The organism is Saccharopolyspora erythraea NRRL 2338, assembly GCF_000062885.1.
Taxonomy (GTDB): Bacteria; Actinomycetota; Actinomycetes; order Mycobacteriales; family Pseudonocardiaceae; genus Saccharopolyspora_D; species Saccharopolyspora_D erythraea.
The window spans coordinates 7,562,505-7,575,408 of record NC_009142.1 but is presented as its reverse complement, the minus strand read 5'-3'; the positions used below and the strand labels follow the sequence as shown (position 1 = coordinate 7,575,408).

Sequence of the window (12,904 nt, the reverse complement as noted above, 5' to 3'; positions counted from 1 at the left end):
TCGGGAGGTATGGACCAATAGCGGTAGTTACGCTGCCCGGTGTGTGCGGAATCGTGGGTTACGTAGGACATCGCCAGGCGCTGGGCGTGGTGCTCGACGGGCTCAGGAGGCTCGAGTACCGCGGTTACGACTCCGCCGGCGTGGCGCTGCTGGACGGCTCCGGCGGTCTGGCCGTCGAGCGGGCTGCCGGTGCGCTGTCGAACCTCGAGGCGCGGCTGGCCGAGTTCGACGGTGACCGCTTCGAGGGAACCGCGGGCATGGGCCACACGAGGTGGGCCACCCACGGCGCGCCCACCGACCGCAACGCCCACCCGCACCGCGACGTCGCGGGCCGGGTCGCGGTGGTGCACAACGGCATCATCGAGAACTTCGCCGAGCTGCGCGCCGAGCTGGAGGCCGCCGGTGTCGAGATGTCCAGCGACACCGACACCGAGACCACGGCGCACCTGATCGCCGCCGCCTACACCAACGGCAGCACCGCGGGCGACCTCACCGCCAGCGTCTCGGCCGTGGTCCGCCGCCTCGAGGGCGCGTTCACGCTGGTCGTCACGCACGCCGACGACCCCGACCGGGTCGTGGCCGCGCGCCGCAACTCGCCGCTGGTCGTCGGGGTCGGCGAGGGCGAGACCTTCCTGGCCTCCGACGTGGCGGCCTTCATCGAGCACACCCGCGACGCCGTGGAGCTCGGCCAGGACCAGGTCGTGACCATCACCTGCGACGGCTACGAGGTCACCGACTTCGCAGGCGAGCCGGTCGAGGCGCGTCCGTTCACCGTCGACTGGGACCTGTCGGCCGCCGAGAAGGGCGGCCACGACTACTTCATGCTCAAGGAGATCGAGGAGCAGCCGGGCGCGCTGGAGAACACGCTGCGCGGCCACTTCCACGACGGCGGCATCATCCTCGACGAGCAGCGGCTGACCGAGCAGGACCTGCGCGACATCGACAAGGTCTTCGTGGTGGCCTGCGGCACGGCCTACCACTCGGGTCTGCTGGCCAAGTACGCCATCGAGCACTGGTGCCGGATCCCCGTCGAGGTCGAGCTGGCCAGCGAGTTCCGCTACCGCGACCCGGTGCTCGGCCGCGACACGCTGGTGGTGGCGATCTCGCAGTCCGGTGAGACCGCCGACACCCTCGAAGCCGTCCGGCACGCGCGCACGCAGCGCGCCCGGGTGCTGGCGATCTGCAACACCAACGGCGCGCAGATCCCGCGCGAGTCCGACGCGGTGCTCTACACCCACGCGGGCCCGGAGATCGGGGTCGCGGCGACCAAGACCTTCGTCTCGCAGATCGCGGCGAACTACCTGGTCGGCCTGGCGCTGGCGCAGGCGCGCGGCACCAAGTACGCCGACGAGGTCGCCCGCGAGTTCTCCGCGCTGGCCGCGATGCCCGAAGCGGTCCGCCAGACGCTGGGCACCGTCGACCAGATGCGCGCGCTCGGCCAGAAGCTGGCCGACTCCAAGGCGGTGCTGTTCCTGGGCAGGCACGTCGGCTACCCGATCGCGCTGGAGGGTGCGCTCAAGCTCAAGGAGCTCGCCTACATGCACGCCGAGGGCTTCGCCGCCGGTGAGCTCAAGCACGGCCCGATCGCGCTGATCGAGGACGGCCTGCCGGTGGTCGTGGTGATGCCCTCGGCCAAGGGACGGGCGCTGCTGCACTCCAAGATGCTGTCCAACATCCGCGAGATCCAGGCCCGCGGCGCGCGCACCATCGTCATCGCCGAGGAGGGCGACGAGACGGTGCGGCCGTTCGCCGACGAGCTCGTCGAGATCCCGGCGGTGCCGACGCTGCTGCAGCCGCTGGTGTCCACGGTGCCGTTGCAGGTGCTGGCCGCCGAGATCGCGCGTGCGCGCGGCTACGACGTCGACAAGCCGCGCAACCTGGCCAAGTCCGTCACGGTGGAGTGAGCGGCGGGTGATCGTCGGCATCGGCACGGACCTGGTCGGCGTCGTCCGCTTCGGCGAGTCGCTGGAGCGCACGCCCGCGCTGGCCGAGCGCGTGTTCACCCCGGCGGAGCGGCGGACCCGCGACGGCGCGGCGCGTTCGGTCACCTCGCTGGCCGCGCGGTTCGCCGCCAAGGAGGCGGCCGCCAAGGCGCTCGGCGTGCCGTCGGGGTGCCGGTTCACCGACTGCGAGGTCGTGCAGGCCGACGACGGCAGGCCGTCGCTGCGGGTGTCGGGCCGGTTGGCGCGGGCCGCCGAGGTCCGGGGTGTCACCGCCTGGCACGTCTCGCTCACCCACGACGCGGAGATGGCGTCGGCGTTCGTGGTGGCCGAAGCCTGACCGCGTGTCGGCGGTGATCCCGCCGGTGCGGGGGCCGGTGGCTCAGCCAGACTGTAGGCCGCACAACCGCCGCGCCCAGGGGAGCACGCCGATGTACGGAGCATGGACACCGGACCAGATCCGCGCCGCGGAGCAGAAGCTGTTCGCGCGGACCCCTGAACCGCAGGTCATGCGACGCGCCGCGTACGCGGTCGCGGTGCACACCGCCCGCCTGCTCGACGAGAGCTCCGGGTCCGTAGCCGGCCGCCACGCGACGCTGCTGGTCGGTGCGGGCAACAACGGCGGCGACGCGCTGTGGGCCGGGGCGTTCCTGCGGCGGCGCGGCGTCGGCGTCACGGCGGTGCTGCTGTCGCCGGACAAGGCGCACCCGGCGGGGCTCGCGGCGTTGCGCAGGGCAGGCGGGCGCGTCGTCGAGGCCGGAGGGCCGAGTGCCGACACGGCGGGGATCGGCGCCGAGGCGGCCGACGCGGTCGAGCGTGCGGACGTGGTGGTCGACGGGATCGTGGGGCTCTCCGCGCGCGGCGGCCTGCGGCCGACGGCGGCGGAGCTGGTCCGCAGGGTCACCGCACCGGTCGTCGCGGTCGACCTGCCCAGCGGTGTCGACCCGCTCACCGGCGCGGTCGACGGTGCCGCGGTGAGCGCGGAGGTCACGGTCACCTTCGGCGGCCACCGGCCGTGCCACGTGCTGGGCGCGGGCGTCGTGCACTCCCGGCCGGGTCGAGGTGGCCGACATCGGCCTCGACGACTTCCTCGGAGACCCCGAGCTGTACCTGCTGGAAGACGCCGAGGTCGGCGCCTGCTGGCCGGTCCCGAGCGCTTCGGACGACAAGTACAGCCAGGGCGTGGTGGGGATCGCCGCCGGTTCGGCCACCTACCCGGGGGCCGCGGTGCTCGCCGGAGGCGCGGCGGTGCAGGCGACGTCCGGGATGGTGCGCTACGCCGGTCCCGCCGCCGACGTCGTGCGTGCGCACTGGCCGGAGGTCGTGGCCACCGGCTCGGTGACCGACGCCGGGCGCGTGCAGGCGTGGGCGGTCGGGCCGGGGATCGGCACCGGCGGCAGCGGGCGCGAGGTGCTCCGGCACGTCCTCGAAGCGGGCGTCCCGGTGTGCGCCGACGCCGACTCGATCACGCTGCTGGCCGAGGACCCGACGCTGTGGGACGCCCGCGACCCCGACGCGCCGCTGGTGCTGACCCCGCACGCGGGCGAGTTCGCCAGGCTGGCGGGCGAGGTCGGCGCGGACCGGGTCTCGGCGGTGCGGGAGGTCGCGGCCCGCTTCGACGCCGTGGTCCTGCTCAAGGGCAACACCACCGTCGTTGCCGCCCCGGACGGGCGGGTCCTGGTCAACTCGGCCAGGCAGTCCTGGCCCGCCACCGCCGGTTCCGGTGACGTCCTCACCGGCCTGATCGGCGCGCTGCTCGCCGCGGGCATCGACCCGTGGGCGGCGTGCGGCTTCGCCAGCCTCGTGCACTCGCGCGCGGCGCTGCTCGCCGCGACCGGCGGCGCCGACGCCGATGCGGTGGGGGCGCCGATCGGCGCCTCGGCGCTGCTCGCGTCCGTCCCGGACGCGATCCGCGCCGTCCGCGCCGAGGCCCTGTGACCGCACGGCCGCCCACTCGCCGACCCCGCTGCGCGCTCACCCGTCCGGCCCGCGTACCTCACCGTACCGTGACGCCTGGCGTCGACGTGGTGACCGTCCGTCGTGCGGCGTCGCGCGCAGGCGTGGCGCCGGGATGGTCCTCGCTGGTCGCACATGCCGCGACGGGTGGTTTGGTGCCGGTACCACAATGATCGCGACGCGTCGATGTGCGACGATGGCAAAGCCATGAGTGACCAGCACGCGCACCGCGCTGACCTGCGCATCGACGTCGACGCGATCCGCCACAACGTCGGGGTGCTCGCGGCCCGCGCCGCCGGCGCCCGCACGATGGTGATCGTCAAGTCCGACGGCTACGGCCACGGCACGGTGACCGTCGCCAGGGCCGCCCTCGAGGCGGGCGCGGGCCAGATCGGCGTCGCGGCCCTCGGCGAGGCGGTCGCCCTGCGCGAAGCCGGGATCACCGCGCCGCTGATGTGCTGGCTGTACTCCCGCGGCGACGACTTCGCCCCCGCGCTGCGGCACGGCGTCGAGCTGTCGGCCTCGTCGGTGCGCGGGCTGCGCGAGATCGCCGCGACGGCCGCCGAGCTCGGCCTCGTCGCCCGGCTGCATCTGAAGATCGACACCGGGCTGTGCCGCAGCGGCTGCCCGGAAGCCGAGTGGCCGAACCTGGTCGACGAGGCCGCGAAGGCAGAGGCCGACGGGCACGTCGAGGTCGTGGCCGTCTGGTCGCACCTGGCCTGCGCCGACGAGCTCGGCCACCCGTCGATCGACAACCAGGCCCTGCGCTTCCGGCGCGCCTACGAGCGGGCGCGCACCGCGGGGCTGGGCCCGATCCGCCACCTCGCGAACTCCGCCGCGGTGCTGACCCGCCCGGACCTGCACTTCGAGATGGTGCGACCGGGCATCGCCGTCTACGGCCTGGACCCGGTTCCCCAGGACGGCGACCACGGGCTGCGGCCCGCGATGACCTTCCGCTCGTCGGTGTCGCTGACCAAGCGCGTCGCCGCGGGCGAGAGCGTGTCCTACGGGCACACTTGGACGGCCGACCGGCCGGTGAACCTGGCGCTGGTGCCGGTCGGCTACGCCGACGGGGTGCCGCGGACGCTGTCCGGCCGGATGTCGGTGTGGCTGGCGGGCAGGCGCCGGCCGGTCGTGGGGCGGGTGTGCATGGATCAGCTCGTCGTGCTCTGCGACGACGACGTGGTGCGGGAGGGCGACGAGGTGATCCTCTTCGGTCCCGGCGACCGGGGCGAGCCGACCGCCGCCGAGTGGGCGGACGAGCTTGGCACCATCCACTACGAGATCGTCACGGGCATGTACCGGCCGAGGGTGACCCGCACCGTCGTCGGGGAGCGGGCATGAACCCCGCCCGGGCGGGCCGTGCCCGCGCGAGGCACGCACCGCGGCTCGCCGTGCGCGGCCGTGCGACCGAGGTTCCGGCGGCTCCGCTCGCGGCGGTCCCGCTCGGCGTTGCGGAGGTGCCGTGAAACCGCTGTGGCAGGCGTTGGCGTGGACGACCGGCGTGCTCGGCGCCGCGGTCACCGGCGCGGCCGTCGGCGTCGCGGCCCGCAGCTCGCGCATCGCCACGCAACGCAAGGCCGACGACCCCCTCGCCGACGAACCGCTGGGCGCGCTCAAGCCCGACCGGCAGTCCACGGTGGCCGCCGACGACGGGGTGCCGCTGGTCGTGGAGGAGATCAAGCCCTCCGACGGCGGCCACGCCGACCTGACCGTGGTGCTGGTCCACGGCTACACGCTCGACGCCCGCTGCTGGCATTTCCAGCGCCGCGACCTGCCGAAGCTGACCGACCCCAGGGTCCGGCTGGTGCAGTACGACCAGCGCAGCCACGGCCGTTCCGGGCGCTCGTCGAAGAAGCGCAGCACGATCGAGCAGCTCGGCAGGGACCTCGACGCCGTGCTGCGGGCCACCGCGAGCCGCGGGCCGGTCGTGCTGGTCGGGCACTCGATGGGCGGCATGGCGATCATGGCGCTGGCCGAGCGGCAGCCGCGGCTGTTCCGCGACCGGGTGTGCGCGGTCGCGCTGATCGGCACCTCGGCCGGTGAGATCGGCGCCTCCGGTCTCGCGCGCCCGTGGCTGTCCAAGCACAATCCGCTGACCAGGGGGCTCGCGCTGCTCGCGGGGATCCAGCCGGGCCTGGTCGAGCGGGCGAGGAGCACCGGCGGCCAGCTGACCTGGAGCATCATCCGGGGCCTGGCCTTCGGCGACGGCAGCGTCCCCCCGAAGCTGGTCGACCTGATGGCCGACATGATCGGCGCGACCTCGATCGAGGTCGTCACCGACTTCCTGGACACGATCGGTTCCCACGACCGCAAGGCCGCGCTGGCGGGCCTGCGCCACTGCGAGGTGCTGGTGCTCGGCGGCGACGCCGACCGGCTGACGCCGTTCTCGCACGCCGAGGTCATAGCGGCCGAGCTGCCGGAGGCCGAGCTGGTGCGGGTCGAGGGCGCCGGGCACATGGTGATGATGGAGCGCCACGAACTGGTCACCGAGCACCTGGTCGCGCTGGTTCGCAGGTCGGCTCCCGGCAAGGAGGAGGTGACCGGCAGTTGAGGTCGTTGCCGACCGCGGAGCTGGCGACGGAGTCCGCCACGCTGGATCTGGGCGCCAGGTTGGGCGCCGAGCTCAGGGCGGGTGACCTGGTGCTGCTGGACGGGCCGCTGGGCGCGGGCAAGACGGTTCTCGCGCGCGGGGTCGCGGCGGGCATGGGCGTGACCGGGCAGGTCACCTCGCCGACGTTCGTGATCGCCAGGGTGCACCACCCGGCGGAGGGCGACGGACCCGCGCTGGTGCACGTCGATGCCTACCGCCTGGGCGGGCTGGACGAGATCGACGACCTCGACCTGGACACCGACCTCACCGACGCCGCCGTCGTGGTGGAGTGGGGCGAGGGCGTGGCCGAACACCTGTCGGAGGACTACCTCGTGCTGCGCATCCACCGCCGCGAAGACGACGTCCGCGAGATCACCTTCGAGCCGCACGGCGAGCGCTGGGTGCGGTGGCTGGCCGATCACCCGGGCTTCGTGTGATCGAACTGCTGTCCGCGGTACCGGCGCAGTTGCTGCTCGCGGTGGTCGCGGTGGAGCTGATGGCCGAGTCCGGGCTGCTGGTCGGGGTCTTCCTGCCCGGCTCGCCGCTGGTGCTCGCGCTCGGGTTCCTGGCCGGGCAGGGCGTCGTGGAGGTGTGGGCGGCGATCCCGACCGTCGCCGCGGCGTCCGCGCTGGGCGGTCAGCACGGCTTCCTGCGCGGACGCCGCCGCGGCGGACCGCTGGAGCAGCGCGTGACCGCGCGGTTGGGGGAAAGGCGCGCACGGCGTCTTGATGCGGCGCTGGAGGGCAGGGCCGAGGTCGCGGTCGCGGTGGCGCAGTGCTTCGGCGTGGTGCGGACGCTGGTGCCGAGGCTGGCGGCCCGCTCCGGCCTGTCGCACGCCCGCTTCACCGCGTGCAACGTGCCGATGGCGGTGGTGTGGGCGAGCGCGCTTGTGTTGCTCGGCGCCTGGTCCGGAGCGGCCTACGAGCGTGTCGAGTCGGTGGTGGGCCTCATGGGGTTGCCGCTGGTTGCGGCGGCCGCGGCGATCGTGCTGGTGGTCCAGTTGATCCGGCGGCGCCGGGCGGCTCGAGCCGCGTCCGACTCGCCCGGCGTGACGCCCGCCGGCGCTAACGGGCGCCCGGGATCGAGCCGGTTTCGGTGATCCGGCGGGCGATGTCGCGCAGCTTGACGTTGTGCTCCTGCGAGCTGTGCTTGAGCACCTTGAACGCCTCGTCCCCGGTGATCTTGTAGCGCTCCATGATGATGCCGAGCGCTTCGCCGATGTCCTGGCGGGTCGCGATGGCCGCGTGCAGCTGCGCGGCGGTGCGGGCGCTGGAGAACGCCACGGCGGCGTGCGAGGCGAGCAGCCAGCCGACCAGCTCGGAGTGCTCGGTGAACGCGCTGGGACGGGAGGAGTAGAGGTCCAGCGCACCGAGCTCGTCCTCGTCGGTGTAGAGCAGGAAGCCCATCATGCTGCCGATGCCCATCCGGCGGGCGTGCGGGACGTAGCGCGTCCACCGGTACTCCTCGCGGGTCATGTCGGCGATCCGGTAGACCTCCTCCCGGTTCCTGGCGGCGTCCAGGCAGGGCCCTTCACCGAGCTCGCCCTGCAGCCGGTCGGACTCGCGCACCAGGTCGCTGGTGGCGGCCGCGGTCTGGATCTCGCGACCCGGGTGAACCAGCAGGATCCCGGCGTGCTCGCACCCGTCGACCAGCTCGACCGCGAAGGAGGCGATGCGGTCCAGGGTGCTCTGCACGGTGTTCTGGGCGAGCAGGTCACGTGCCATCCTCGCCAGCGCCACGGCCAGCCCCTCGTGCGAACCGTTGTTCATCCGGCCATCCTCCGCCGACTCCGACTCCGACCCCTCCTCGCCCACGCTAGCGCTGGGTGGGGGGATCGACACGCCGCGAGGTGGTCCGTAGGGTCGGTGGTGGCTGGTTGAGCAAACAGCTGGCACAACGGACCCGAGGTGCCGTGTGTTTGCTCCCGATGCCGTTCGTCGCCGACCCGGCGTTTGGGCGAGCACGGCCCTCGCCTTTGGCTCCCCCTCGTCACAAGCGGGCCATTGGGCAATCGACGACGACAAGGAGCAATCGTGCTTGCCAACACGCCCGGCACGCCCCAGTCGGAGACGACGCGTGCGCCTACCGGCGGTGTGAGCGGCCCGACCGCAGGCCTGCCCCTGCGGCTGCGCCTGGACTTCACCGACCCTGAACTGGCCGTGCTCAGCGCTTCCGGCGAACTGGACGCGCTCACCACCCCCGCCCTGGCCGACCTGCTGTGGCCACGCCTGATGAGCAAGCTCTCGGCGATCGTGGTCGACCTCAGCGGGCTCAGGTTCCTCGGCGTCGCCGGTCTTGAGCTGCTCGTCGCGGCCAACCGCTACGCCCAGCACCGGGGCATCGCCTTCGGTGTGGTCAACAACACCCGCACCGTGGACAGGGCGCTGGCCGCCGGCGGCCTGGACCGGACGCTGGTCTGCTACGACAGCGCGTCCGAGGCCCGTGCGGCCGTCCTGACCGACGGATCCGGCACCTCCGAAGCGTTCGTGCCGCAGAGCCGTCGCGCTCCCGTGGACTGATCCGCGGGTCACGGGCCGGCTAGGTCGGCCCGGTCGCCGAGGGCGGGTGCCGCCGGTCAGCCGCTCGAGGCGAGCCGGGCCAGTCTCCGGGGCGTAGGCCACCGGACGTGGCTGACCCAGCCGAGCTTCTCGAAGACCCAGATGAGCCGCGCCGAGATGTCGATCTGGCCGCGCTGGACGCCGTGCCGGGCGCAGGTCGGGTCGGCGTGGTGCAGGTTGTGCCAGGACTCGCCCATGCTCAGCAACGCCAGCGGCCAGAAGTTCGCGGCCTTGTCCCGGCTGCGGAACGGCCGCTCGCCGACCAGGTGGCAGATCGAGTTCACCGACCAGGTCACGTGGTGCAGGAAGGCGACCCGCACCAGCCCGGCCCAGAAGAACGCGGTGAGCGCGCCCCACCAGGTGCCCGCGATGAGCAGGCCCATCAGCGCGGGCAGCAGCAGCGTGGCGATGGTGAGCGGACCGAACAGCCGGTGCACGGTCCGGATGTCGCGGTCGGCGAGCAGGTCGGGGACGAAACGCTGCTGGTTGGTCAGGTCGCGCTCGAAGACCCAGCCCATGTGGGCGTGCCAGAAGCCGCGGGCCAGCGCCAGCGGTGTCGAGCCGAACGCCCACGGCGAGTGCGGGTCGCCCTCCCGGTCGGCGAAGGCGTGGTGGCGGCGGTGGTCGGACACCCAGTGCAGGATCGGGCCCTGCACCGCCATGCTGCCCACGACGGCGAGCGTGATCCGCAGCCAGCGCTTGGCGCGGAAGGCGCCGTGGGTGAAGTAGCGGTGGAAGCCGATCGTGACGCCGAGGATCGTCACCACGTACCAGCCGCCGGCCAGTGCGAGGTCCCACCAGTGCAGCAGACCCCATCCCCAGGCCAGCGGCACGGCGGCGACCAGGGCCAGCAGCGGCACGACGATGAACACGTAGACCGAGATGTGCGGAGCCAGCCGACGCCGGCCTGCCAGCAGCGGTTTCGGGGCGTCGGGCGTCGGAGCGCTCATGCGGACCTCGCATCGGGATGGCGTGGCTGGGAGGAACACCTCGCGTGCGAGGTCCACGAAACCGCCATCCCGCCCGGCGGGCAACGAACCGGTCATCAAGAGGTGGTGAACACGGCGGGCCCGGTCGGCAACGCCCCGGGGAGCCGCCGTCGCTCCACTGTGGACGCGTAAACGCCCGGGACGTGCCGCCGCGGTCTCCAGGTGCAGCCGTCCACGTCGCGGGCGGCAGGCCCGTGCCGACAAGCCCGAGCCGGTCGGCCTGAGCCGGTCAGGCCGAGTGGCCGGACCGAGCCGGTCAGGCCGAGACGCTCAGCTCGTTCGACAGCTCGCGGGCCAGCCGCTGCATGAGCGGGATGACCTCGTCGGTGGAGATGCGCGTCATCCGGCCCTCGGGGCCGCTGATGGAGATGCCGGCCCCGGCCGGCGCTCCGGGCACGGCCACGGCGTAGCAGCGCACGCCGACCTCCTGCTCGCCGTCGTCCAGGGCGTAGCCGTCCTTGCGGATGCGCTCCAGCTCCGCGTGCATGTCATCGATGGTGGTGATGGTGCGCTCGGTCTGCGGCCGCATGCCCGCCCTGGTCAGCATCTGCGTGACCGCCTCGGCGGGCATGCCCGCCATGACGGCCTTGCCCACGGCGGTCGCGTGCGCGTCGACCCGGCGCCCGACCTCGGTGAACATCCGCATCGAGTGCTGCGAGGGCACCTGCGCGACGTAGACGATCTGTTCGCCGTCGAGCACCGCCATGTTCGAGGTCTCACCGGTGGCCTCGGTCAGCTCGGCCAGGTACGGCCGCGCCCACGCGCCCAGCGCGCGGCTGGCGGTCTCGCCGAGCCGGATCAGCCGCGGGCCCAGCGCGTAGCGGCGCGACGGCTGCTGGCGGGCGTACCCGGCGCTGACCAGCGTCCGCATGATGCGGTGGATGGTCGGCAGCGGCAGCCCGGAGGACTCCGCGAGGTCGGAGAGCGCCACCTCGCCGCCCGCGTCGGCCATCAGTTCCAGCAGGTCGAAGGTGCGCTCGACGGACTGCACACCTCCGCCCTGGTTGGCACGGCGCTGCCCGGTCGTCATCGCACACGCTTCCTCTCCACTCGAACTGCCCGACGAGTTTAGTCCGTCGAAGGTGCGACAGCTCATGTTGCTTCGAACGCTATGCGGAAACTAACATCCACGATGCAGAAAACATAACGGGCGTACCGCTAGCGAGCGAGGGCGAGCGCCGTTCAGGTGCGAGGGCGCGCTCCAAGCGGCAAGGTGAGTTTTCAAGCCACCATCTGCGAACCCGGCACTCAGAAAGAGGTGGACTTTCCATGTCCCAAACCACGGCAGAGGGCGTCCAGGTGCTCGGAGGCACGGTCGAGCGCGGGGACGAGATCCTCACCAAGGAGGCTCTCGAGTTCGTCGCCGGACTGCAGCGCGCTTTCGGCGCGCGCCGCGACGAGCTGCTGGAACGCCGCAAGCAGCGTCGTGCCGAGGCCGCTCGCGCGGGCCGTCTCGACTTCCTGGAGGAGACCCGCGAGATCCGCGAGGGCGACTGGAAGGTCGCCGAGCCCCCGGCGGGCATCCGCGACCGCCGCGTCGAGATCACCGGTCCCACCGACCGCAAGATGTCGATCAACGCGCTGAACTCGGGCGCGCGCATCTGGCTGGCCGACCTGGAGGACGCCAACACCCCGCACTGGGCCAACGTCGTCGGCGGCCAGGTCAACCTCTACGACGTCATCCGCAAGCAGGTCGAGCTGACCACGCCGGAGGGCAAGCAGTACAAGCTGCGCGACGACGTGCAGCACGCGGTGCCGCTGGTCCGCCCGCGCGGCTGGCACTTCGACGAGAAGCATGTGCTGGTCGACGGCAAGCCGGTCGTGGGCGCGCTGCTGGACTTCGGCCTGTACTTCTTCCACAACGCCAAGGAGTCCATCGAGCGGGGCACCGGGCCGTTCTTCTACCTGCCGAAGATGGAGAGCCACCTCGAGGCCCGGCTGTGGAACGACGTGTTCACCAAGGCCCAGGCCGACCTCGGCGTCCCGCACGGCTCGATCCGCGCCACGGTGCTGATCGAGACCTTCCCGGCCGCGTTCGAGATGGAGGAGATCCTCTACGAGCTGCGCGACCACTCCGCGGGCCTCAACGCAGGCCGCTGGGACTACCTGTTCAGCGTCATCAAGACCTTCCGCGAGTCCGACTCCTACATCCTGCCGGACCGCAACTCGGTCACGATGACCGCGCCGTTCATGCGCGCCTACACCGAGCTGCTGGTTCGCACCTGCCACAAGCGGGGCGCGTTCGCCATCGGCGGCATGGCGGCCTTCATCCCCAACAAGAAGGACCCCGAGGCCAACGAGAAGGCCATGCAGAAGGTCCACGACGACAAGAAGCGCGAGGCCGGTGACGGCTTCGACGGTTCCTGGGTCGCCCACCCGGGCCTGGTGGAGATCTGCTTCGAGGAGTTCGACGCGGTGCTGGGCGACAGGCCCAACCAGATCGACAACGTCCGCGAGGACGTCCAGATCACCGCCGACCAGCTGCTCGACGTGGCCTCCACCCCGGGTGAGAAGACCATCGAGGGCCTGCGCGCGGCGGTGGACGTCGGCGTCCGCTACATCGTGTCCTGGCTGGGCGGCAACGGTGCCGCGGCGATCCACAACCTGATGGAGGACGCCGCGACCGCCGAGATCTCCCGCTCGCAGATCTGGCAGTGGCTGCACACCGGCGTCGTGCTCGCCGGCGGCCAGCAGGTCACCAAGGACCTGGTCAGGGAGGTCCTCGCCGACACCGAGAAGCAGCTGCGCTCGGAGGAGGGTTTCCCGGTCGACGACCTCGGCCGGGCCGTCGAGCTGTTCGAGCAGGTCGCGGTGGCCGACGAGTTCGTCGACTTCCTGACGCTGCCCGCCTACGAGCAGATCGACTGA

General features: G+C 72.5%; 11 protein-coding genes and 1 pseudogene. 9 read left to right on the top strand and 3 right to left on the bottom strand.

The window, feature by feature from the left end; genetic code table 11:
• Positions 1–41: 41 nt before the first annotated feature.
• The 7 genes and pseudogenes from glmS (at position 42) to SACE_RS32540 (ending at position 7,588) form a co-directional block, all read left to right on the top strand.
• Positions 42–1,904, top strand: coding sequence for a glutamine--fructose-6-phosphate transaminase (isomerizing) (gene glmS, locus SACE_RS32570; RefSeq protein ID WP_009943288.1), 1,863 nt, complete (start codon positions 42–44; stop codon positions 1,902–1,904).
• 7 nt (positions 1,905–1,911) lie between these two features.
• Positions 1,912–2,280 carry a holo-ACP synthase gene (locus SACE_RS32565; RefSeq protein WP_009943290.1) on the top strand — a complete coding sequence of 123 codons (369 nt, stop codon included), beginning with the start codon at positions 1,912–1,914 and terminating at the stop codon, positions 2,278–2,280.
• Between the two features lie 91 nt (positions 2,281–2,371).
• Positions 2,372–3,878: pseudogene (locus SACE_RS32560) on the top strand (NAD(P)H-hydrate dehydratase).
• A gap of 225 nt (positions 3,879–4,103) precedes the next feature.
• Complete coding sequence (gene alr / locus SACE_RS32555; RefSeq protein ID WP_011875150.1) at positions 4,104–5,240, top strand: alanine racemase; 1,137 nt, start codon at positions 4,104–4,106, stop codon at positions 5,238–5,240.
• A 121-nt stretch (positions 5,241–5,361) separates the two neighbouring features.
• Complete coding sequence (locus SACE_RS32550) at positions 5,362–6,450, top strand: alpha/beta fold hydrolase (protein ID WP_009943295.1); 1,089 nt, start codon at positions 5,362–5,364, stop codon at positions 6,448–6,450.
• A gap of 5 nt (positions 6,451–6,455) precedes the next feature.
• Positions 6,456–6,926, top strand: a complete 471-nt coding sequence (gene tsaE / locus SACE_RS32545) for a tRNA (adenosine(37)-N6)-threonylcarbamoyltransferase complex ATPase subunit type 1 TsaE (protein WP_009943296.1) — start codon at positions 6,456–6,458, stop codon at positions 6,924–6,926.
• On the top strand, positions 6,923–7,588 hold the full coding sequence (locus tag SACE_RS32540) for a DedA family protein (RefSeq protein ID WP_009943297.1): 666 nt from the start codon (positions 6,923–6,925) through the stop codon (positions 7,586–7,588). The genes tsaE and SACE_RS32540 overlap by 4 nt, the downstream gene beginning before the upstream one ends.
• Here SACE_RS32540 and SACE_RS32535 read toward each other — a convergent pair.
• Positions 7,554–8,258, bottom strand: a complete 705-nt coding sequence (locus SACE_RS32535; protein ID WP_011875147.1) for a GAF and ANTAR domain-containing protein — start codon at positions 8,256–8,258, stop codon at positions 7,554–7,556. The two genes, SACE_RS32540 and SACE_RS32535, sit on opposite strands and share 35 nt — an antisense overlap.
• Positions 8,259–8,522: 264 nt before the next feature.
• On the opposite strand from SACE_RS32535, the gene SACE_RS32530 reads away from it, so the two are divergent.
• Positions 8,523–9,008 (top strand): STAS domain-containing protein, encoded by a 486-nt coding sequence (locus tag SACE_RS32530; protein WP_011875146.1) that lies wholly within the window; start codon positions 8,523–8,525, stop codon positions 9,006–9,008.
• 56 nt (positions 9,009–9,064) lie between these two features.
• On the opposite strand, the gene SACE_RS32525 is transcribed toward SACE_RS32530, so the two are convergent.
• Both SACE_RS32525 and SACE_RS32520 read right to left on the bottom strand, forming a co-directional pair.
• Positions 9,065–9,997 carry an acyl-CoA desaturase gene (locus SACE_RS32525; RefSeq protein ID WP_009943301.1) on the bottom strand — a complete coding sequence of 311 codons (933 nt, stop codon included), beginning with the start codon at positions 9,995–9,997 and terminating at the stop codon, positions 9,065–9,067.
• 295 nt (positions 9,998–10,292) lie between these two features.
• Positions 10,293–11,066: an IclR family transcriptional regulator gene (locus SACE_RS32520; RefSeq protein ID WP_009943302.1), complete on the bottom strand. Its 774-nt coding sequence runs from the start codon at positions 11,064–11,066 to the stop codon at positions 10,293–10,295.
• 239 nt (positions 11,067–11,305) lie between these two features.
• Here SACE_RS32520 and aceB point away from each other — a divergent pair, with 239 nt between their 5' ends.
• The gene (gene aceB, locus SACE_RS32515) at positions 11,306–12,904 is read left to right on the top strand and encodes a malate synthase A (RefSeq protein ID WP_009943303.1); all 1,599 of its coding nucleotides are present in this window, start codon (positions 11,306–11,308) and stop codon (positions 12,902–12,904) included.